This is a genomic window from Rhizobium nepotum 39/7, from assembly GCF_000949865.1.
Lineage (GTDB): Bacteria > Pseudomonadota > Alphaproteobacteria > Rhizobiales > Rhizobiaceae > Agrobacterium > Agrobacterium nepotum.
The window spans coordinates 218,694-239,830 of record NZ_JWJH01000012.1 but is presented as its reverse complement, the minus strand read 5'-3'; the positions used below and the strand labels follow the sequence as shown (position 1 = coordinate 239,830).

Below are 21,137 nucleotides of genomic sequence, written 5' to 3'. Positions count from 1 at the left end.
TTCCTATTTCCACATTGCCCGCATGCGTGCGCCGACATCGATGCGGATCTGCTGCGCACTGCGCTCGGAAGCGGCGGCCGAAACCAGGGGCCATGTGGCTGTTTCGAAGAACTGCAGCAAAGTTGCCGGTATGAAACGGGTTCTGGCGGCGTAAACATGCCGGTCTCCCTGCACGCTCTGGCCATGGGTGAAGAGGCGTTGCGGCGTGATCAGCGACAGGCTGTCCTTGGCGCGCGTCATGGCGACATAGAGCAACCGGCGTTCCTCCTCGACTTCATGCGTGGAGCCGACGCCCAGATCGGAGGGGATGCAGCCATCGACCACGTTCAGGATAAAGACGGAACGCCATTCCTGGCCTTTCGCCGAATGGATCGTTGAAAGTGTCAGGTAATCCTCATCGAGCAGCGGCACGCCCGCCTGATCGCTGGTGGCATCCGGCGGATCGAGTGTCAGTTCGGTCAGGAAACGTTCGCGGGAGGGATAGCCGCCGGCGATCTGCTCGAGTTGCAGCAAATCGGCCTTGCGCGTCTCGGCGTCCTCATGGATGCGCTCAAGATGAGGCTCGTACCAGAGCCGCGCGTGCTCGATATCAGACGGCCAGCCGCCGTACGATTTTCGCAGGTTCGCCAGCAGCTGAACGAAGGATACCCAGTCATCACCGGTTTTGGGTGGCGGCGGAATTTCGGCAAGGGCAAGCAATGGCTCGGGGTCTGCCGCGATCGCATCGAGAATATTGCCGGCTTTCTTCGGCCCGATACCCGGCAGCATCTGGAGAAGCCGGAAACCGGCGACACGGTCGCGCGGGTTTTGCGCGAACCGCAGCACCGCCAGCATGTCTTTCACATGGGCGCTGTCGAGAAACTTCAGGCCGCCACATTTGACGAAGGGAATGTTGCGGCGTGTAAGCTCGACCTCAAGCGGGCCGCTATGACTGGAGGTGCGAAACAGCACGGCCTGTTGCTTGAGCGTCATGCCGGTCTCACGATCGGCCAACACCTGGTCGATGATGAAATTCGCCTGCTCGGTTTCGTCCTTTACCGTCACGAGCTTCGGTCGCTCGAGCGATTGCCGTTCGGTCCAGAGATTTTTGGTGAAGCGCTCACGGGCAAGGTCGATGACGCCGTTGGCCGCAGCCAGTATCGGCTGTGTCGAGCGGTAGTTTCGATCAAGGGTGATAATATCGGCGGCCGGGCTGAATGATGCCGGAAAATCCAGGATGTTGCGCACCGTCGCTGCCCGGAATGAATAGATCGACTGGGCGTCGTCCCCCACCACGGTCAGCCCGTGACCGCCGGGTTTCAGCGCCATCAGCACCGAGGCCTGCAGCCGGTTGGTATCCTGATATTCGTCGACCATCACATGGTCGAAACGATTGCCGATATCGCCGGCAAGGTCGGGATCGCTGACCATCTGGGCCCAGTAGAGCAGCAGATCGTCGTAGTCGAGAACGTTCTGGGCCTGCTTGGCCTCGACATAGGCGGCGAATAATTGTTTGAGTTCGTCTTCCCAGCTCGACACCCATGGGTAGTGCAGGCGCAGGATCTCTTTCAACGGCGTCTGCGAGTTGACGGCGCGCGAATAGATCGCAATGCAGGTCCCTTTCGTCGGAAAACGGCTCTCTGTCTTGGAGAAACCCAGCTCGTGACGGGCAAGGTTCATCAGGTCGGCGCTGTCCTCGCGGTCGTGGATGGTGAAGTCCACATCCAGTCCGATCTGTTCGGCATAGATTCGCAAGAGGCGCGCGCCGATCCCGTGAAATGTGCCGGACCACGCCAGCGCATCGGTGAGAGTTCCGGCGTTGGTGCCGATGACCTGTTTGCAGATCCGCTCGACGCGGCGAGACATTTCGGAGGCGGCGCGCCGCGAAAACGTCATCAGCAGGATGCGGCGAGGATCGGCGCCATTGACAATCAGATGCGCCACCCGGTGCGCCAGCGTATTGGTCTTGCCGGAACCTGCACCGGCGATGATCAGCAATGGTCCAGCCGTGTGTCCGTCTGAAAGTCCAACGCCATGTTCCACGGCCTTGCGTTGCTGCTCGTTCAGTTTGTCCAGATAGGCAACCGCCATGCCCCGCATCCCTGATATTTGCCTATCCGCACGATGACGGCCTTTTCAAAAATGCCAGCCTTCGGAGAGACGGTCGGTCATTTTTGCACTGTTGTCGCAATGATTAGCAAAAACTCAAACAGCAAGCCAGAACAAATAATGAACGCACACCGCTGTCTTCCACACGAGGGTGGACTATGGTGTCTAATCGAAATTCGCAGCCCCGGTCGGGTTCTTCATGGGGCTCGGCTAGCCTGCCTCTCGAACCACTGAACCAACCCGGTGGCTCATGAGTTCAGCAATCGTGCCTTGGGAAGAGGTATGTTTTTCGGGAGGACGAAACCATGAAGCATCTGAAACTTTGCCTGATCGCTATCGCAGCACTGGCCACATCGACATTTGCGTTTGCCGAGCAGAAGGCGATGAAGTCTGACACAACGATCGCGTCGGATATCAACTACCTGCTCTATACCCCGAAGGACTATGCCGGTTCGGACGAGACCTATCCTCTCGTCGTCTGGCTGCATGGCGGCGATCAGGGCGGGAGCGATGTTGAAAAGCTGCGTCGCAGCGGCCTGCCCAAATTGATCGAAGAGGGGCGTGAGTTTCCTTTCATGGTGTTTTCGCCACAAAATCCAAGCGAAGAACTGCTGTATCCGATCGAGCGTGTCGCAAGCGTCCTCGAGTCGATTGTGGCGGATCATCACGTGGATCGCAGCCGCATCTATCTGATCGGATATAGCCGGGGAGGGTTCGGCGCATGGTCGATGGCCGAGCAGTTTCCGCAAACCTTTGCTGCGGTCGTTCCAATTGCCGGTGGCGGCATCCGCCATTACCTCAATCGCACCAATGAAAAGACTGCCTTCTGGGCCTTTCATGGCGCAAAGGATGAGGTGATTCCTCTATCCGATACGGTGGTCCTCGTTCAACGCCTCCAGGATTTGAAGCGCAATGTGCGGCTGACGGTTTTTGAGGATACGAACCACCAAGAGGTTGAGGGAAAAGTGCTGGGCGATGAGGCGATGTGGACCTGGCTGCTCGGGCAAAAGCTTGTCAGCGAAAAGACGCCTTCAACTCCCTGAACCTGTACTGGGCAAGACTTTACGGCTGGGATGAAAGCCCTCAACCCAGCGCGGCCACCATATGGCCGGGCTGGCCGTCTCATCGGCACGCCTCAAAACATCTCTCCGCAAGCCCATTTTTGCCCTCTTGACACCGGGCAGGTAGATCGTGCTAATACGCATTAACAGCTAATACGTATTAGCAAGCAACCGATGTCGGGGAGGGCATTGCGTGGCCAACCATAAACGCCTTACTCAGAACGATATTGCGAGGCTGGCCGGCGTCAGTCAGGCCACGGTTTCGCTCGTTCTGAACGGTGCACCGGCTACTATCGCCCGTATCCCGGCTGAAACCCGCGAGCGCGTGCAGGAAGTCATCCGCAAGACCGGTTATGTCGCGGACCCGATTGCGCGCCGGATGGCCAAAGGGCTTAATCGCATCCTCGGCGTCTTCACCTATGAGCCCGCTTTTCCAAGCGCACAGGCCGACTTTTTCACGCCGTTTCTCTTAGGGATCGAGGAAGAGGCTCAGCAGCAGGCTTACGATCTTCTGCTGCTGACCAGCGCAGGTATCGGCAATGACCGCAAGATTTTCTCCGAGGGCAACAGGCTGAGGATCGCCGATGGCTGTCTGGTCCTCGGTCGCGAATTCGATCGCAAGGAACTCGCCCGGCTGGTCTCGGAAGACTATCCATTCGTGGCTATAGGCCGGCGCGACGATGCCGGCGGGCCGGTGCCCTATGTTGGCGGCGACTATGCCGCAGGCACGCGGCAGCTTGTTGAAGACGCGATGATGCTCGGGCACTCCAAGCTCGCCTATATCGGCCCTGCGGGTCCTGCTGAATCCATCGCCGACCGCTGGCGGGGGTTCAGCGATGCGCTCGGCACGGCGGCGACGCTCGCCCTGCATATCAAGGCGGTAAACCGGCCTGCCGAAAAAATCCTCGATGCGATCATCGAAAGCGGTGCGACGGTTGCATTTTTCATCGAACTGGCGGATGCGGTGCGCGTCGAGACTTTGGCCCGGGAGCGCGGTATCGGCGTGCCTGAAGTCTTCTCGATGGTCGTGCTCGGCAGTCATATTCGTGCCGGCCGCAGCCCTGTACGTTTCACTTCCTATGAAATTCCCCGTGAAGAAATGGGTCGGCAGGCGACTGCAATGCTGGTCAACCGCATCGAGACCGGCAGCCTGGGAAGTCAGATTTTACTCAAGTGCCAGCCCGTCAAGGGTGAAACATTGGGGCCGGCTCCAGCGGCCTCCACAGACAAGTCCAAAGTCAACAAAACGGATGTGACGACGTGAAAGAGATGCAAGCAGACATTCTTGTGGTCGGTGGTGGCCTCGGCGGCGTGGCGGCGGCCCTCGGTGCTGCACGGGCCGGAAAGCGCGTGATCATGACCGAGGAATATGACTGGATCGGCGGTCAGCTGACCAGCCAGGCTGTGCCGTCGGACGAACACAGCTGGGTCGAACAATTCGGCATCACCCGGTCTTATCGCGCACTGCGCAGCGGGGTGCGCCAATATTACCGCGATCATTATCCGCTGACGGAAGGTGCCCGCGCCTGGGGTGACCTTAATCCGGGTGGCGGCTGGGTCAGCCGCATCTGCGCCGAACCGCGCGTCAGCCTCGCTGTCATGGAAAGCATGCTGATGCCGTATATCGGCGCGGACCGGCTGACGGTGCTCAAGCCCTATCGGCCGGTGGCGGCCGATGTCGATGGCGACCGGGTCCGCTCGATTACCGTGCGCCATCGCGACAGCGGCGCCGAGATCGTCATTTCCGCCGACTATATTCTTGATGCGACCGAGCTTGGCGATCTGTTGCCGATGACGGGCACGGAATATGCCAAGGGGTTCGAGGCGCAATCGGACACGGGCGAGCCCAGCGCGCCGGCCAGCGCCCAGCCGGACAATGTGCAGGCCGTATCGATCTGCTTTGCAATCGATCACGTCGACGGCGATCAGACGATCGACAAGCCTGACAATTACGACTACTGGCGCAAGTACCAGCCGCATTTCTGGGGCGGGCCGATGCTCGGTTTCACCGCGCCGCATCCGCGAACGCTTGAACATACGACCCGCTCCTTCACGCCAAATCCGGATGACGATCCGCTGCTTGTCGATGCTGACCAGCGCAGGGGCGGCGGCGATGAGAACCTCTGGATTTTCCGCCGCATCGCGGCACGCAAGAACTTCACGCCCGGCTTCTATAAGTCCGATATCTGCCTCGTGAACTGGCCGATGATCGACTATATGGACGGCACCATCATCGATGTATCGGAAGAGGAAAAGGCGCGGCATCTGAAAGCGGCGGCCGATCTTTCCTATTCGGTATTTTACTGGCTGCAGACGGAAGCGCTGCGCCTCGATGGCGGGCAAGGATTTCGTGGACTGCGTTTGAGAGGCGATATTACCGGCACCGAACACGGCCTTGCCATGGCGCCCTATATCCGCGAAAGCCGCCGCATCAAGCCGGTCACGCGCATCGTCGAACAGGATCTTTCCTTTACGGTTCGCGGCGAAAGGGGTGCCGTCCGCTATCGCGACAGCATCGGCATCGGTATGTACCGCATTGATCTGCATCCATCGACCGGCGGCGACAATTATGTCGATGTGCCTTCCTGCCCGTTTGAGATTCCGCTTGGCGCACTGATCCCCGAGCGCGTGAAAAACCTCATTCCGGCCGGCAAGAATATCGGCACGACGCATATCACCAATGGCTGTTATCGCCTGCATCCGGTCGAATGGAATATCGGCGAAGTGGCCGGAATGCTGGCGGCCTATTGCCTGGAAAAGGGCCTGACGCCGCATCAGGTGCAGGAAGACGATGAACATCTTCATGCCTTCCAGACGGCGCTGACCCGTGAGGGCATTGAAATACGCTGGCCGGACATCGCGGCCTATTAGGACGGCGGACTGCCGTTCGATCGAACCCATCTTTGGAGGAGGACTGGGAATGAATTATCATCGGAAAATGCAATCCACGGCCTGTGTGCTGGCCCTTATCGGCTCGTTTGCCCTTGCGGGGACAGCGACGGCGCAGGATGCGGTCAAGCTGCGCATGACGATCTGGAGCGCCAACGAGGCGCATCTGAAGCTGTTCAACGACATTGCCGCCGGCTTCAAGAAAGATCACCCCAACGTCAGCGTGACATACGAGTCATTGCCGTTCGACACCTATACGACCGCGCTGACGACCCAGATCGCCGGCGGCAACGCGCCTGATATGGCCTGGATTTTCGAGACCTCGGCCTATGATTTCGTCAAATCCGGTGCGCTCCACCCGCTTACCGACACGTTGAAGGCCGCGCAGGGGTACAATCTCGACGAGGTCAGCGCCGGCGCCACGGAACGTTGGTCGCAGGATGGCAAGCTCTTCGCCTATCCGTTCTCGACTTCGCCTTTCGCGGTGTTCGTCAACAATGATCTCATCAAGGCTGCAGGCGCAAAAACTCCGGCGGACATGATCGCTGCTGGCGAATGGACCTGGGAAAACGCCATCGCCACGGCCTCGGCGGTCGGCAAATCCGGCAAGGGCGGGCTTGTCGTCCGCGACTTCAATTACCAGAGCTGGCAATATCTGACCTCGGTGTGGAACGGCTGGGGCGCATCGCCCTGGAGCGTGGATGGCGCAACCTGCACCATGGCAGAAAAGCCGATGGCGGATGCGGTGTCGTTCATCCATGACGCCATCTTCAGCAAAAAGGCCATGCCCGGCCCCGGCGAGACGGTTGATTTCTTTGCCGGTAATGCGGCGATGACCATCACCCAGATCAGCCGCGCCTCGCTTCTGCCGAAGGACAAGCCTTTCAGCTGGGATCTCGTGCCGCTGCCGAAGGGGCCAGCCGGGGAATACGCGCTGATCGGCCAGGCCGGCATTGGCGTCATGCAGTCCGGCAAGAATGCGCAGACCGCCGCCGAATTCGTCGCATACATGACCAATCCGGAAAATTCGGCAAAGCTCAGCCAGTTCTTCCCCTCGGCACGCAAGTCGCTGCTGAATGCGGAGGTGCTGAAAAAGACCAACCCGCTGCTCAGCCAGGAGCAGATCGAAAAGGTCGTCATCGCAGGCATCGCCACCGGCAAGGTCATACCCGGCCACACCGGCTTTGCCCAGATCCAGCAGATCGTGCGCTCAAACCTCGACGCCGTCTGGCGGCCGGAGGCGGATGTCGCGGGTGCGCTTCAAAAAATCTGTGGCCAGATCGCGCCGCTCCTGAAGCGCTGAGGAGAAAGCCATGGCTGTCGCGCAGAAGGTTACCCGTCCACAGCATCGCCCTGTATCGGCGTTCTGGACCATGGCGCGGCGCGACCGCCTCGCAGGCTTTCTGTTTATCGCCCCGCAACTGATCGGGATCATCATCTTCGTGCTGATCCCGCTCGGGCTGGTGTTCTGGTATTCGCTGCATGAGTGGAACGTGCTTGCCAACACTTTCACCTATACCGGTGCGCAGAACTACCGGATGTTGATCGAAGACGGCAATCTCATGGAGGTGCTGGGCGCAACCGCGATCTTCTCCGCCGGACTGGTGGTGTTCAACCTGTCGCTGGCGCTGCTGCTCGCAGTGCTCCTCAACCAGAAGCTTGCCGGCATCGCGATCTTTCGTACCCTGTTCTTCTCGCCGGTCGTCGTGTCGCTGGTTGCCTGGACCATTGTCTGGGGTTTCCTGCTGCAGAAGAATGGCGGCATCAACGGCATGTTGCTGATGGTCGGCATCGAAGGTCCCAACTGGCTGCGTGAGGAGACGACAGCGATGATTTCGGTCATCGTCGTGCAGGTCTTCAAGAATGTAGGGCTCAACATGATCCTGTTTCTGGCCGCACTTCAGGGCGTGCCGAAGGAACTTTATGAGGCCGCCCGTATCGACGGTGCGCCAGCCTTCAAACAGTTCCGTCGCATCACCCTGCCGCTGATCAGCCCGACGATCCTGTTGACCTCGATCATCACCATTGTCGGCTCGCTGCAGGTTTTTGCGCAGATTGCGGTTCTGACCCAGGGCGGACCGGGTCTGTCGACCACGGTGCTGGTCTATTACCTCTATCAGCAGGCTTTCCAGTTCCATTTCTTCGGTTACGGCTCGACGCTTTCCATCCTGCTGTTTCTGATCGTTGCCGTGTTGACCTTCGCCCAGTGGCAGATGCGCAAGAGGATCGTCTTTTATGAAAGCTGACCTTTCCCCCCGCATGCAGGTGGCGCTTTACGGGTTGCTGTGCGTGCTGCTTGTCCCCTTCGTTTTTCCAACCTGGTGGATGGTTACCTCGTCGATCAAGCCCATCAGCGACATCTTCGCCTTCCCGCCGCAGCTTATCCCCCAGAGCCACGACTGGACGACCTATTCGAAGGTGTTCGAGTTGCAGCCCTTTGTGCGGCAATACTGGAACTCCGCCTATATTGCCGCGGTGGTAACTGTCGGCACGATGATCATCTCCTCCATGGCGGGATATGCCTTCGCACGGATCCGGTTTCCGGGCGCCAATGCGATCTTCATGATCGTGCTGCTTGGCCTCCTGATCCCCTCCGAAGTAACGATCGTGCCGCTGTTTCAGATGTTCCTGAAGGCAGGCATGGTCAACACCCACTGGCCGCTGATCCTTATGCCGATTTTCGGCGCGCCAAGCGTCTTCGCCACCTTCGTCATGCGGCAGTTTTTTGTGACGCTGCCGGGAGAGCTGGAAGAGGCCGCGCGTGTCGATGGTCTCGGGCGTTTCAAGATATTTCGCAAAATCGCACTGCCGCTGGCAAAGCCGGCGCTGGCCTCGGTCGCGATCTTTACGTTCCTGCATTCCTGGAACCTGTTCCTCGAGCCTATCGTCTTTCTCTCCAGCGCCGAGATGTTCACGCTGCCGCAGGCTCTGACTCAATATACCGACGCCTATGGCGGGCCGATGTGGAACATCCAGCTTGCCGCGGCGACGCTCACCGCGCTGCCCGTGCTCATCGTCTTCGTGATTGCCCAGAAGCAGTTTGTCGAAGGCCTCGCCCATACCGGCCTCAAGGGCTGAAGAACCGGAAATTTGTCGATGGCTCACGTTACTCTCTCCGACATCCGCAAAAGCTATGGCGCGGTGAAAATCATTCATGGCATCGATCTCGACATCAGGGATGGCGAGTTTGTCGTGCTTGTCGGGCCTTCCGGCTGCGGCAAGTCCACCCTGCTGCGGATGGTAGCCGGTCTCGAAACGATTACCGGCGGAGAACTCAGGATCGGCGAGCGGATCGTCAATGATCTCGATCCCAAGGACCGCGATATCGCCATGGTGTTCCAGTCCTATGCCCTCTATCCGCATATGACGGTTGCCAGCAATATGGGTTTTTCGCTCGAGCACCGTGGTTCGACGAAGCAGGAAATTGCTGAAAAGGTGAACTGGGCAGCGGATATCCTCGGCCTTGCGCAATTGCTCGACCGTTATCCGCGCCAGCTCTCCGGCGGCCAGCGCCAGCGGGTCGCGATGGGCCGCGCCATCGTGCGCAATCCGCAGGTGTTCCTGTTCGATGAGCCCTTGTCCAACCTTGACGCAAAGTTGCGCGTCGTCATGCGCGGCGAGATCAAGGCGCTGCATCAGAAGCTGAAAACGACTACCATCTATGTGACGCATGACCAGGTCGAGGCGATGACTATGGCCGACAGGGTCGTCGTTCTCAATGGCGGCAGGGTTGAGCAGATTGGCACGCCGCTTGAACTTTACGACCGCCCGGCAAATCAGTTCGTTGCAGGCTTCATCGGTTCTCCATCGATGAACTTCCTGTCCGGCAGGATAACGGAAAGGGGTTTCGAAACGGCGGGTATCGTGTTGCCCCTGCCAGTTTCTGCAGCTGGTTTTGCGGGCAAACGGGCGGTCTACGGCATCCGTCCGGAACACTTCGTTCTTGATGCTGGCGGTGTGCCGGCTGAGATTATACTGGTCGAACCATTGGGATCGGAAACGCAGGTCACCATGAAACTCGGCGATTCCAGGGTGCTCGGCGTCTTTCGGGAACGCATAGGACAGGCGGTCGGCGACAGCATGATGGTCTCGCCGACGCTCAACTGCATCCATCTGTTTTCAGGTGAAAACGGCGACCGGCTGAGCTGATTTTAATCCCTCAACCCGGTCCAGAGAATCTGAAGCTATGCCGAACTCTTGCTGGCTATCGAGTTCGATTGATCTCGGTAACAATCGTGTCTAAGACGAGAGCTACTTCCACATGTTCGTTGTAGTATTTAGGCGAATCCGTTTTCTGGACCGATTACATGGTTAAGCAGGTTATTTGCATAAATTGGGGTACGAAATACGGTGCGCCTTATATCAATCGGCTTTATGCTATGGTGGCAAGAAACATAACGCCACCGTTTACATTTACTTGTTTCACGGACAAGCGCGAAGGAATTCGTTCTGAGGTCCTGTGTGAAGATCTTCCCGCTATCAACTACGAAATTCCACCAACAAAACGCGGTATATGGCCCAAGTCGCGCCTTTGGGGAGAAAAGCTGGGATCGTTGTCGGGGGTAGTCCTCTTTCTGGATCTGGATCTGGTTGTAACCGGCTCACTGGACCATTTTTTTACCTACGGTGATCCTGAAGATGTAATCCTGTCTCGCAATGCGGCCAAGCCGTTCGAGCGTCTGGGGCAAACATCCGTCTATCGTTTTCCCGTTGGAAAGCTCGTCCCGCTCCAGAAGAAATTTGCGGCCGATCCCCTTGGTGTTGCTGAAAAATATGGCTACGAGCAGCGGTTCGTTACGCGCGAAGCGCCGGGTGGAATCAAGTTTTTTCCCAGAAGATGGATACGACATTTCCGTTTTCAGTGTTTGCTGCCCTTCCCGTTGAATTTTTGCCTTCCTGCCAGACTTCCGACAGATGCAAAGATTGTCATTTTCCCAGGGGATGTCCTGCCCGAAGATGCTATCCGCGGCGGATGGTCAGGCCGTCAAGGGATTTCGCTCAGACAACATCTGAAAGCATTTCTCGCCCACGGCATCCGTCGAAAGCGCCCGTTCCAGTTCCTGCGTCATTTCATGCGCCCGGTAAAATGGGTTGAGGATCACTGGCGCGAATAGAGAAGGTTGCGGGCGAATCTTTTGAGATTTCCCTTCCCTGGATTTATTGATCCTCAACCTGATCGAATTTTGAAGGCATAGCGGAGCTTGCGCTCCGCTTTAGCACACGTGGTGCTTTGTGAAGGGTCGACTCCGCCTGCGTAATCACACGTCTACAAGCACAATGGCCATATCGTCATCATAGACGGGCGAGCACTAAGACCGGAGCAGTTCCAGATGTCTGGCTGTGGGTAATCTTCTCCCGCTGGCCATTCTTCTCATTTTAGCGAAAGAGATTTTAAAGGAAGCTGCTTTCAAACAACTCGCCTGAATAGGCTGCGTGAGTAATGCCCGCTTCAAGATCGGCCTTGGTCAACTCATCGACAAAAACGCCATCCTGCATGACCAGAACGCGATCGCACATATGAGCGATTACCGAGAGGTCGTGGCTGACGAGAACGAAGGTCAGGTTCTGTTCCTCACGCTGGTCGGTCAGCAGGTTCAGAATTTCCGCCTGGATGGAGACGTCGAGCGCGGATGTCGGCTCGTCGAGAAGCAGGATCGGCGGCTCGAGGATCAGTGCGCGGGCGATTGCCACGCGCTGACGCTGGCCACCGGACAGTTCATGCGGAAAGCGCTCGGCAAAATGTGCGGGCAGGCCGACCTGTTGCAGGGCCGCCGGGACTTTCGACCAGCCGTCACCAAGCCCCATCGAGCGGATCGGTTCGGCGAGAGCGCGGCCGATGCGATGGCGTGGGTGCAGGGAACCATAGGGGTCCTGAAACACCATCTGCGCCAGCTTCAGCTCGTCGCGGCTGCGGACCTTGCCGACGGGCTTGCCTTCGAAAGCGATCGATCCGGTCCAGCTGGATTCGAGACCCGCAAGCGACCTCAGCAATGTCGATTTTCCGCAACCGCTTTCACCAACGATGCCGAGTGTTTCACCTCGGTTGACCCGAAAGCTGACGTCGCGCACGACGTGATTGCGGTTTTCCTTCGTGCCGTAGACGACATCGAGCTTGTCTACCGTGATCATCGCATCACCTCCGCATCAATTGCCTGGCGATCCAGCACCTTGAGACGCCGAACCGGGTTGCGGGGATCGGGCATCGCCGCGATCAGGCCCCGCGTATAGGGATGTTGCGCATCTTCGAGCTTGGAAAGCGTCTCCACCACGCGTCCGCCGTACATGACCAGCACGCGTTCGCAGAAGGCGGCGACCATGCGGATGTCATGGCTGATGAGGATGAGGCCCGAATCGTTCTCGCGCACCATCTCATCCAGAAGCAGAAGGACATCCTTGCGGACGCTGACATCGAGGGCCGAGGTCGGTTCGTCGGCGATGACCAGTTTGGGCTTGGCCAGCAGCATCATGGCGATCATCACGCGCTGTCCCATGCCGCCCGAAATCTGGTGCGGATAAAGCCCCATCACGCGGTCGGGGTCGTTGATGCGCACGCGCAGCAGCATGTCGCGTGCAGCGTTTCTGGCGGCCTTGCCCTTGAGGGCCAGATGCAGCTCGGCCGCTTCCGCTACCTGTTTTCCGATCGCTAGGACCGGATTGAGGGAATATCGCGGGTCCTGCATGATGAGCGCCATCTCGCTGCCGCGGATTGAGCCCATCTGGCGCTCGGATTTTTCAAGCAGGGGTTCGGAGAGGAAATCCATCCGCTCCGCCGTCACGGTCGCGCTCTTGGGCAGAAGGCGCATGGCGGCGCGGCCGGTGGTGGATTTTCCGGACCCGGATTCGCCGACGATGCCGACGCGCTCGCGTCCGACGTCGAAGTTGACATTGGAGACGGCGGGGATGGCGTTGCGGCCGAAGCGAACGTTAAGGTCGCGGACCGAAAGGATGGGGGAGCTATCAGGAACGGGCATGACGCGGATCCAGTAGGTCGCGCAGCGTATCGCCAGCGATGTTGAAGGCAAGGCTCGTCAAAAGGATCGCGATGCCGGGCATGACGGCGACCCACCAGTAATCGAGCATGAATTTACGGCCGCTGGAAATCATCGCCCCCCATTCGGGAAGTGGCGGCTGTGCCCCGAGACCCAGAAAACCGAGCGAGGCGGCCGTCAGGATGATGCCGGCCATGTTCAGCGTCAGTCTGACGATGACCGAGGGAATGCACATCGGCGCGATATAGAGAAACAGAATGCGCATCGGCGAGGCGCCGTAGAGACGTGCGGCCGCAACATAGTCGGTGTTTCGCACGACCAGCGCTTCGGCACGCGCCAGACGCGCAATGGGTGGCCAGGCGGTCAGCGAGATCGCGATGATGGCGGTGCCAAGACCGGCTCCCATCGCGGCGGCAAAGGCGAGCGCCAGAACGAGCGAAGGGAAAGAAAGGACAATATCCGTCGCGCGCATCAGAAAAGCGTCGGTTCGGCCGCCGAAGAAACCGGCCATTACCCCGATTGCAAGCCCGATCGGGCCGACGATGACCGAGACCGACAAAACGGTCTGGATCGTGATACGGGTGCCATAGACAAGGCGGCTGAAAATGTCGCGGCCAAATTCGTCAGTTCCTGCCAGATGTGCCCAGCCGGGAGGCTGAAGCGCGTTGTCGAGCGCCTGTCGCACCGGATCGTAGGGCGCAATGAGTGGAGCGAAAATGGCGACGACGACCAGAATGGCGAGAATGGCAAAGCCGAACATTCCAAGTGGCTCGTCGCCAAGCTTCCGCAATGTCCGCGCTGTTGTTGTGGAGATCCGCGACAAGGCGCTGCGGCTCTGCACGGGATTGTTCTGAGTAATATCGGTCATCGGGCGACCTCCCGTGTTCGCGGGTCCAGTGTGGTATAGGCCACGTCTGCCAGGAAGTTGAGCATCATGAAGATGAAGCCGATGACGATCGTGGCTGCGAGGATCGCATTCATGTCACCGATAAGCAGCGCATTCGTCATATATTGTCCGATGCCGGGCCAGGAAAAGACGATCTCCGTCACCACGGCGCCTTCCAGCAGGTTGCCATAGGAGATGGCGAGGACGGTAATAAGCTGCACCGCGATGTTCGGCAGTACGTGGCGGGTCACGGTACGCGCCGGGCTGACGCCCTTCGCACGCGCTGCGATTACATAATCCTGGCTGAGCTGTTCGAGGGTGAAGGCGCGTGTCATGCGGGTGATGTATGCCATGGCCATATAGGCGAGGATGATCGCCGGCAGCATGATGTGGGCGAGTGCGTTCCAGAAAATTTCTGTCTCACCTGCGAGAAGGGTGTCGACCAGCATCAGCCCCGTTCTCGGTTCCACAAGGCCTTCGTAAAAGACGTCCACGCGGCCAGGCCCCGCGACCAGATTGAGGTTTGCGTAAAAAATCACAAGGCCGACGATGCCGAACCAGAATACCGGTATCGAATGCCCCACCAGCGCAAAGATGCGCGCGAACTTGTCGATGAACGTGTCGCGGAACAGGGCGGCTGCGAGACCCAGCGGCACGCCGATGGCCGTGGAGATGATGATCGCCAGCGTTGCCAGCTCCAGTGTGGCCGGGAAGGCCTGCGCCAGATCCCGCGTCACCGGGTTTCCTGTCAGAATTGCGATCCCGAAGTCGCCGTGCAGCAGGCCGCGGAGATAGATGAAAAACTGCTGGTAAAGGGGGAGGTCAAGCCCAAGCCGAACCCGCATGGCTTCATAGGCTTTAGGATCCGCAAGCTCACCGACGATCGCCCCAACGGGGTCGGTCGGCATTACCCGGCCAATGATGAAGGTAATGCATAGCAGGATGAAGAGGCTTACGACAAGTTGCAGAAAGCGATGTCCGAGCCCGCGCAGTGAAATTTCAGTCATAGAAGGTCGCACTTCCGCAAAATGACAGTGTCTGCAACCGCCCCATCGCGACCCGGTCGCCGCAGGCGCGCAATTCTACCTTGCAAAAACTTTTGATGGTACTTCATCCCAACTCCTCCCTGAGTTAACATGAAAGATATGATGTGCCGTTATGTCATCATATGAGTAACGAAGGGATTCGTTTTCTGCAAGGGGGAAGAGTGGCATGATGGGCGATAGGCCAAAACCGCGGGAGCGGCGGGCGCAACAGATCATCGATAATCTCAGTGCAGAAATTCGCAGTGGAAAATTAAAGAACGGCGATCAGCTTCCAACGGAACCGCAGCTCGAACGCACATACAGTGTGAGCCGCACGGTGGTTCGCGAAGCGATCGCGGATCTGCGCTCTGCGGGCTATGTCATCCCCATCCAGGGCAAGGGCGTTTTCGTCAGCAACGCCAGCGAGTGGGCCGGTATCAAGCTGACGCAATCGGAAGTGGGGACAATCGCAGAAACGCTGGAAATGCTCGAATTCCGGCTCGCAACCGAAGGGGAGGCGGCGGCAATTGCCGCCTATCGCCGCACAGCCCAGCAGGAAGCGGCAATTTCCGCCGCCCACCGCAAAATGGCCCGGGCCATAGATGCGGGCGAAACGACAGTCGATGCCGATTACGAGTTTCACACCGCCATTGCGATAGCGACCAATAACCGCTTTTATCTTGAGGCCCTGCACCAGTTCGGGCCTCGCTCGATACCGCGCGGTCAGTTTCCCACGCTGCCCGAAACGGGTGACGCGGATTATCTTCGCAAAGTGCAGGCTGAACACGAGGCAATCCTGCGCGCCATCGTCGAGCAGGATCCGGACGCGGCGCGTAAAGCCATGCGCGAACATATGCTTGCCAGCCAGCGTCGATACAGGCTGCTTTCCGAGGCGCAATAGCATCTCGACACTCATCTTATTTCATGCGATGTCATATGATGACTAGCATGGAAAGGGAGAGAATCGATGTATGTCGGCACCCAGGTGACAGCACGCGACGACGAGGATTTTAAGGTTTGGGCGCAGCTTGGCGTCAAGAATATCAACGCCGATCCGCCTGGAGCACCCGCAAGCTGGACGTTTGAAGACTTTGAACGCCACCGTGACAAGGTCGAAAGCTTTGGTCTTGTCCTTGATATGGTGCAGCTGCCGCTGCCGTCCCGGCCTATCGAACAGGCCTCGTTTCCAGATATCCTGCTTGCCGGACCCGAGCGCGATCGGCAGATCGATGCCGTCTGCAAGATGATTGAGGATATCGCCAGGGCCGGTATTCCGGCGGCGAAATACAACCTCAACCTTATCGGCATTCCACGCACCGAAATGGAGCTTGGCCGCGGCGGTTCGCTCAATGAAGCCTGGCGCTGGGACAAGGCGGACCATGATGCCGCTCCGGGTCTGGCCGGTGTTCTATCCGAAGACGAAAACTGGGAACGCATCGACTATTTCCTCGAGCGCGTGGTGCCGGTCGCTGAAAGCAACAAAGTCCGCCTGGCGTGCCATCCGCATGATCCCTACACCCCGCCGGGTTATAAGGGCGTCACCCGGGTGCTCGGCACCGTCGCGGGCCTGAAGAAATTCGTGCAGATGCGGGAAAGCCCCTATCACGGCCTGAATTTCTGCCAGGGATCGATCGGCGAGATGCTCGACAATCCGCGCGAGGAGATCGATGAGGTCATCCGCTGGTTTGGCAGTCGCGACAAGATCTTCAACGTCCACTTCCGCAACATCAGCGGCGGCAAGCTGTCGTTCATGGAGACGTTTCCCGATGAGGGCGACATGGACATGGTGCGCTCGCTCAAGCTCTACCATGAACTCGGCTATCGCTACATGATCATGCCCGATCATGTGCCGACGATTGCGGGCCGCGATCCCGTCGGTGTCGCATTCGGGTTCTGCTACGGCTATATCGCCGCGCTTATCGAGGCGCTCAATAACAACCATCTTTGACAGTTTCAGACCGGTTGGCGCGTCGTGGCGCGCCGCCGGCTTCACAAATGCAATTACCGATCTGTAGGAGGAGCAGGTATGAGAAAATCAATGATCCGTCTCGCATTCACCACCGTTCTGGGCGCCGTGCTCGTGCATGCGGCCCCGAGCGCGGCCAAAACACCCAGCGACCAACTTATCATTGGAACGTCGCTGGCTCAGGTTCTGTCGCTCGACCCCCATCAGGCTACCGAAGCGAAAGCAAACGAGATCATGGCCAATCTTTACGATCGCCTGATTTCGGTGGATGGCACGGGGAAGGTTTCGCCGCAGCTTGCGGAGCGCTGGGAGACCGACGACAAGGGCATCACCTTTCATCTTCGCGAGGCCAGCTTCGCGTCGGGTAATCCGGTGACGTCTGCGGATGTCGTTTATTCGCTCAGCCGCCTGCTGAAGATGAACCAGGCGGCGGCCGCCAACCTCAAGCGCGTTGGTTACAACGCGGAAAATGTCGACAGGCTTGTGACTGCCCCGGACGAGAAGACGGTTCACATCGGGCTGTCCGGTGAAACGACGTCCGAGCTGCTGCTCTATCGTCTGGCCATGGTCATTGCCAGTGTCGTCGACAGCAAGGAGCTCAAGTCCCATGAGGTCGATGGCGACTGGGGCAATGGCTGGCTGAGAACGAAATCCGCTGGTTCCGGACCCTTTACGCTCAATCGCTGGTCGCCGAACGAAATCATCATTCTTGAGGCCAACAAGGCCTACGTCGCCGGCGAACCCAAAATGCGTCGTGTCATCGTGCGCCATGTGCCGGAGAGCCAGGTTGAGCGCCTGATGCTGGAGCGGGGCGACATCGACATTGCCAGCGCGCTGACGGCTTCTGACCTTGCGACCTTCAACAACAAGGAAGGTTTTCAGATCCAGCGCGTTCCGACCGGCGGCTTCTACGTCCTGTCCATGAATGCCGGAAAAGAGCCTTTGTCCAATCCCAAGGTCCGCGAAGCGATTGCCTATGGCATCGACTACAAGGGAATGGAAAAGACCATCATGGGTCCCTATGGCCGAGCGCGCACAGTGCCGGTGCCGGAGAATTTCGAATATGCCATCCCAAGCCCCGACTGGAAGCTTGACGTCGAGAAGGCGAAATCTCTTCTGAAAGAAGCCGGTTATGAAAATGGTTTCACACTCAACCTGAAGACGATCGCCCAGACGCCACGTATCGATCTCGCCACCGCGATCCAGGCGTCGCTCAGCCAGGTGGGCATCAAGGTGAACATCCAGCAGGGCAACGGTTCGGACGTGATCGCGGCACACCGGGCGCGGGATTTCGATCTGCTTATTCCGCAGACCGGAGCCTATATGCCCAACGTCCTCGGTTCCATGGAGCAATTTTCCAGTAACCCCGACAATTCGCTCGCCGCCAACAATGCCGGCAATTTCGTCTGGCGCTCGGCCTGGGATATTCCGGAACTGACCGCTCTGACGGCAAAGGCTTCCCTAGAGCCTGACGCCAGGAAGCGTGGGGAAATCTACACCCAGATGCAGGAAATGTTCGTTGCACAGAAGCCGGCGGTGCTGCCGCTGTTTGAACGATACGAACCCATCGTCCTGACGTCGCGCGTCAAGGATTATGTCGGTCATCCGAGCCAGACGACCCGGCTGGAAAACGTGACGAAGCAGTGACATTCAGCCGCGATCGCTGACAGTTAAGGACGGGCGGTCATTGCACCGCCCGTTTTTTTCGCAGCATCTCCATCTTGCGGAGCACCTCACAACACCACGTTTCCCAGACAAATCATTTATCACTAGTTGCATTAGAGATTTATAAATAAACCAACTTCATAGTGCGATCGTGAGCGGTTCTTCACAGGCTGGGAGAGGGCACTATGTTCACGGTTCTGGAATGCGTTGCCGTACAACATGATCGTGCGATCGTGCTTCTTGCGGCGTCTATCTGCCTGCTCGGCATGCTCGCTTTTTTCCACCTGTTGTTGCGTGCGGAAGAAAGTCCGGCGGGCCGCAAGCCTTACTGGGTGCTGGTGGCCGCCTTTGCCGCGGGGCTCAGTGTCTGGGCCACACATTTTGTCGCCATGCTTGCCTATGAGGGCGCGGTTCCGATCGGCTTCGATTTCCAGTTCACGGCACTTTCGGCGGTTCTGGCCGTTCTGGGTTTCTGGCTGGCGCTCAAGGTCCGCGCGCAGGCAAGCTACAGTCCCGTTATCGTCGGAACGCTGGTATCCATCTCGGTCGCAGTCATGCATTTCGTCGGAATGGCGGGAATGGATGTCGCGGCCACCATCAGCTACCGCTGGGGTCCGGTTTTCGGCGGTTTTGCCGTCACCTGGGTGTTCTTTTTTCTGGCCTTTTTCCTGTTCCGCCGTCCCGGCGCGTGGAAGCAGCGCATTCTCATTCCGGCCGGATGTTCCATCCTTGCTATTTGCGCTCTGCATTTCACCACCGTGTCGGCCACGGTCCTGTCGCCGGATCCGTCGATTTCCGGCCCTGATCCCGACAGCCTCACCAGGGTGATCATGATCGGTGCGGTTTCCGGCGTGACTTTCCTCATCCTGGCAGCGACCGCCACCGCAGCTCTGGTGGACCGCTACCTTGTCGACCTCAAAGGCCTTGTCGATGCGACGCTGGATGGCCTTGCCGTGGTGCGCGATGGCCGTATCGTCGAGCTCAACACGCGCTTTGCCGGGCTTCTCGGCAGCGACGAAGCCTCCCTGATCGGCAAAAATCCCGATGATCTTTTCAGGGCTATCGACGGGCAGCCCACCTATCTGCCGCGCCAAGCGCCGGTGGAGGCAATCCGCGAGCGTGCCGATCGGGCGCAGGTGTTCGAACTTGCCGTGCGCACCATCGAATATCGCGGCCACCCTTGCGAAGTGCTGGCCATTCGAGACCTGACGGAAAAGCGGGAGGCACAACGCGAGATAGAATATCTGGCGCGCCACGATGTGCTGACCGGTCTTTCGAACCGCACCATGTTCCAGACGCGCCTGCACCAGCAGATCGAGCATTGCAGCGAGGAGGACGGGTTTGCCCTGCTGGCGCTCGATCTCGACCGGTTCAAGGCGGTCAACGACATATTCGGCCATGCCGAGGGCGACCGGGTGCTGAAAAAAGTTGCCGCCATTCTCGATGAATGCGCAAGGGCGGGCGACATCGTCGCGCGTCTCGGCGGCGATGAGTTCGTGATCCTGACTGCCCGGCATACCAGGTCGGATGAGGCGCGTCTGCTCGCCGAGACGATCCTTGCCATGTTCGGGCTGAAAATGAATGCTGCCAATGACCCGACCGCCGTCGGCGTCAGCATCGGCATCGCCGTTTTCCCACGGGATGGCACGGGCGACGAAAGCATCATGCACGCCGCTGATCTGGCGCTTTACCGCGCCAAGATGGGCGGGCGCGGCATATTGGCCTTTTACGATCCGCTGATGGATCAGGAGGCCCGCGAGCGCCGCCAGCTCGAGACGGATTTGCGGCTCGCCATCAATCGCAACGAATTGCTGCTGAACTACCAGCCGGTGCTTTCCGTCGAATGCGGTCAGGTCGTCGGGTATGAGGCGCTGGTGCGCTGGCAGCACCCGACAAGGGGCGTGGTGCCGCCTGATGTCTTCATTCCGATTGCCGAGGAAAGCGGGATCATCATCTCGCTCGGCGAATGGGTGCTGCGCGAGGCCTGCCGTCAGGCAAGCACCTGGGCGCCGCATCTGAAAATCGCGGTCAATGTTTCGCCGTTGCAGTTTTCGCTGGCAAATCTCGGCCATGTCGTCTGCACCGTCCTGATGCAGACCGGCCTTTCGCCAAACCGGCTGGAACTGGAGATCACCGAGGCGGCTCTTCTGAAGGACCGCAATGCGACGCTGATCATCCTCAACCAGTTGAAGGCGCTTGGTGTCGCCATTGTCATGGACGATTTCGGCACCGGTTATTCCTCGCTCAGCAACCTGCAGAGTTTCCCCTTCGACAAGATCAAAATAGACCGCAGCTTCATCGCCGCCATGAGTGAGGACGACAATGCCCGCGCCATCGTACGCGCTGTGATCGGCCTTGGTCGCAGTCTCGATCTGCCGGTGACAGCGGAGGGCATCGAAACCGATGCGCAATACCGCATGGTTGTCGACGAGGGTTGCGCGCAGGCGCAGGGTTATCTGTTCGGCAAACCGGGTATGGTGCCTGCCGAGGCCAAAAGCGTTGCCACGCGGAACAAATATTCCGTTTGAAAAAGTGCGTCGGCGTCATGCCGTCGCCTTCATCCCATAG

Annotated in this window: 17 protein-coding genes; 12 read left to right on the top strand and 5 right to left on the bottom strand. The window is 58.8% G+C overall.

Going from position 1 to position 21,137, the window contains the following annotated elements:
• Positions 1-3: 3 nt before the first annotated feature.
• Positions 4-2,070 carry an ATP-dependent helicase gene (locus RS75_RS14290; protein WP_045021781.1) on the bottom strand — a complete coding sequence of 689 codons (2,067 nt, stop codon included), beginning with the start codon at positions 2,068-2,070 and terminating at the stop codon, positions 4-6.
• A gap of 323 nt (positions 2,071-2,393) precedes the next feature.
• Here RS75_RS14290 and RS75_RS14285 point away from each other — a divergent pair, with 323 nt between their 5' ends.
• The 8 genes from RS75_RS14285 (at position 2,394) to RS75_RS14250 (ending at position 11,152) form a co-directional block, all read left to right on the top strand.
• Positions 2,394-3,131: a carboxylesterase family protein gene (locus RS75_RS14285; RefSeq protein WP_045021522.1), complete on the top strand. Its 738-nt coding sequence runs from the start codon at positions 2,394-2,396 to the stop codon at positions 3,129-3,131.
• Positions 3,132-3,342: 211 nt separating this feature from the next.
• The gene (locus RS75_RS14280; RefSeq protein WP_045021520.1) at positions 3,343-4,413 is read left to right on the top strand and encodes a LacI family DNA-binding transcriptional regulator; all 1,071 of its coding nucleotides are present in this window, start codon (positions 3,343-3,345) and stop codon (positions 4,411-4,413) included.
• Between the two features lie 5 nt (positions 4,414-4,418).
• Positions 4,419-6,020 (top strand): FAD-dependent oxidoreductase, encoded by a 1,602-nt coding sequence (locus RS75_RS14275; protein ID WP_045021518.1) that lies wholly within the window; start codon positions 4,419-4,421, stop codon positions 6,018-6,020.
• 49 nt (positions 6,021-6,069) lie between these two features.
• Positions 6,070-7,341 (top strand): ABC transporter substrate-binding protein, encoded by a 1,272-nt coding sequence (locus RS75_RS14270; protein WP_045021516.1) that lies wholly within the window; start codon positions 6,070-6,072, stop codon positions 7,339-7,341.
• A gap of 10 nt (positions 7,342-7,351) precedes the next feature.
• Positions 7,352-8,284: a carbohydrate ABC transporter permease gene (locus RS75_RS14265; RefSeq protein ID WP_045021513.1), complete on the top strand. Its 933-nt coding sequence runs from the start codon at positions 7,352-7,354 to the stop codon at positions 8,282-8,284.
• On the top strand, positions 8,274-9,116 hold the full coding sequence (locus RS75_RS14260; protein ID WP_045021512.1) for a carbohydrate ABC transporter permease: 843 nt from the start codon (positions 8,274-8,276) through the stop codon (positions 9,114-9,116). The genes RS75_RS14265 and RS75_RS14260 overlap by 11 nt, the downstream gene beginning before the upstream one ends.
• An 18-nt stretch (positions 9,117-9,134) precedes the next feature.
• Positions 9,135-10,187 (top strand): ABC transporter ATP-binding protein, encoded by a 1,053-nt coding sequence (locus tag RS75_RS14255; protein WP_045021510.1) that lies wholly within the window; start codon positions 9,135-9,137, stop codon positions 10,185-10,187.
• Between the two features lie 158 nt (positions 10,188-10,345).
• Positions 10,346-11,152: a hypothetical protein gene (locus tag RS75_RS14250; protein ID WP_045021507.1), complete on the top strand. Its 807-nt coding sequence runs from the start codon at positions 10,346-10,348 to the stop codon at positions 11,150-11,152.
• A gap of 277 nt (positions 11,153-11,429) precedes the next feature.
• Here RS75_RS14250 and RS75_RS14245 read toward each other — a convergent pair whose 3' ends face one another.
• The 4 genes from RS75_RS14245 to RS75_RS14230 are packed head-to-tail and all read right to left on the bottom strand — an operon-like array spanning position 11,430 to position 14,920.
• Complete coding sequence (locus RS75_RS14245) at positions 11,430-12,167, bottom strand: ABC transporter ATP-binding protein (protein WP_045021505.1); 738 nt, start codon at positions 12,165-12,167, stop codon at positions 11,430-11,432.
• The gene (locus RS75_RS14240) at positions 12,164-13,009 is read right to left on the bottom strand and encodes an ABC transporter ATP-binding protein (RefSeq protein ID WP_045021503.1); all 846 of its coding nucleotides are present in this window, start codon (positions 13,007-13,009) and stop codon (positions 12,164-12,166) included. Before RS75_RS14240 ends, RS75_RS14245 begins: the two co-directional genes overlap by 4 nt.
• Positions 12,996-13,895, bottom strand: coding sequence for an ABC transporter permease (locus RS75_RS14235; protein WP_045021501.1), 900 nt, complete (start codon positions 13,893-13,895; stop codon positions 12,996-12,998). The genes RS75_RS14240 and RS75_RS14235 overlap by 14 nt, the downstream gene beginning before the upstream one ends.
• Positions 13,892-14,920: an ABC transporter permease gene (locus tag RS75_RS14230; RefSeq protein ID WP_045021498.1), complete on the bottom strand. Its 1,029-nt coding sequence runs from the start codon at positions 14,918-14,920 to the stop codon at positions 13,892-13,894. The genes RS75_RS14235 and RS75_RS14230 overlap by 4 nt, the downstream gene beginning before the upstream one ends.
• Positions 14,921-15,125: 205 nt before the next feature.
• Here RS75_RS14230 and RS75_RS14225 point away from each other — a divergent pair, with 205 nt between their 5' ends.
• The 4 genes from RS75_RS14225 (at position 15,126) to RS75_RS14210 (ending at position 21,097) form a co-directional block, all read left to right on the top strand.
• Entirely contained in the window at positions 15,126-15,839 is a 714-nt protein-coding gene (locus RS75_RS14225; protein ID WP_084686904.1) for a FadR/GntR family transcriptional regulator, read from the top strand.
• 66 nt (positions 15,840-15,905) lie between these two features.
• Complete coding sequence (locus RS75_RS14220; protein WP_045021496.1) at positions 15,906-16,886, top strand: mannonate dehydratase; 981 nt, start codon at positions 15,906-15,908, stop codon at positions 16,884-16,886.
• A 78-nt stretch (positions 16,887-16,964) separates the two neighbouring features.
• Positions 16,965-18,551, top strand: a complete 1,587-nt coding sequence (locus RS75_RS14215; RefSeq protein WP_045021494.1) for an ABC transporter substrate-binding protein — start codon at positions 16,965-16,967, stop codon at positions 18,549-18,551.
• 203 nt (positions 18,552-18,754) lie between these two features.
• On the top strand, positions 18,755-21,097 hold the full coding sequence (locus tag RS75_RS14210) for a bifunctional diguanylate cyclase/phosphodiesterase (protein ID WP_045021492.1): 2,343 nt from the start codon (positions 18,755-18,757) through the stop codon (positions 21,095-21,097).
• Positions 21,098-21,137: the final 40 nt, after the last annotated feature.